1 protein-coding gene is annotated in these 1303 nt (G+C 48.9%); it reads right to left on the minus strand.

Annotated elements, in window-relative coordinates; genetic code table 11:
- Positions 1-121 precede the first annotated feature (121 nt).
- Positions 122-1198 (minus strand): asparaginase, encoded by a 1077-nt coding sequence (locus B7Y67_RS18280; protein ID WP_293599853.1) that lies wholly within the window; start codon positions 1196-1198, stop codon positions 122-124.
- Positions 1199-1303 lie beyond the last annotated feature (105 nt).

The raw sequence follows: 1303 nt of genomic DNA on the forward strand, positions 1-1303 counted from the left end.
AAGGATAAAGTCACCTGGGCGTCTTGCTAACTTCCGATGGTTTTAAAGTTAGCGCCAGTGTGACAAGGTAGTAACAAATTGTAGGTAAAACTAACTACACATATTTACTGCTTTTAAGTCCTTACCGAATTTCCGGTAAGTCCGCTATTCTAGCAAAAAAATCCTGCCAAGTCAGGGGTTTACCGGCTAATTTGGCTTGTTTTGCCGCATTGAGAGCCAATTGGAGGGCAATTCTGGCTCTTGGAGCGGTGAACGGTCCAGAGGCTCTGCATCCCAGGGGATCCAGTTCAGGAGTATTGGGCAAAGTAGATCCAGCGCCAGTTCTAGTTGTCCTGACCAGAGCAATACCTTGAGCCATTGCCTGATCTAAGGGCTTGAGCCATGCATCATGAAAGCCGCCATGCCCTGAGCCTGCAAGCACAAAGCCCTGAACATCACTACCCAGCCACTGCATGATGGTTTCAGGACGTGCACCTGCATGACTAGTCAAAATCTCTACCCAAGGCCACTCACCCTCCTCAGGAATAGGCAAATCTTCATTCCAAGAGGCCTGTACGGCCTTCACCCCGGATAGCCAAGATGGATTAATCAGGCCTACTGAGCTTGATGGAGCATCTTGCAAAGGAGCGTTCAGAGCCGTAGCGTGGCGCTTAGCCAAATCCATTGCCATGCATCCACGCCCATCCATGACCGCATAGACGCCACCAGGACAGTTATCAATAGATGTAGAGGCCCAGCGCAAGGCATCCAGTAGATTAGATGGTCCATCAGCCCCAGGTGCATTACTTGGCAACATTGCCCCTGTCAGAATGACCCTCTTAGACTGAGTCTGAGCCAGCTTTCCGCAAGTTGCCTGTAAAAATAATCCTGTTTCCTCAATCGTATCGGTACCGTGGGTAATCACAATTCCCCTTACGGCGGCATCCAGCAAAGCCTCTCTTACAGCAAGTCCAAGACTAGTCAGGTGGGCATCGGTTAGATTGCGACTGTTGATATTTGCTAGCTGGCGTGAAACCAGTTTGACACCCTCAGGCACAACTGATTGAACCTGCGCCACCAATACGTCAACCCCTAGCTGACCAGCTTGGTATTGGAGAGGGTTTTCTTCAGGGTTAGGCGCCAGACCTGCAATCGTGCCGCCCATACCTAAAACTAAAAGATAGGGTGTATTTTCAGAAACATTCGAAATTGAGCTCATTTCTCTATTATCCGCCTTCAATTTGCTTGAATTATCAAAAAGTGCTGTATACAATCCCAGTATGGACATAAATACAGTCGATTTTCCCGAGGAGCTGACTGCCCT

This window comes from Polynucleobacter sp. 35-46-11, from assembly GCF_002281105.1.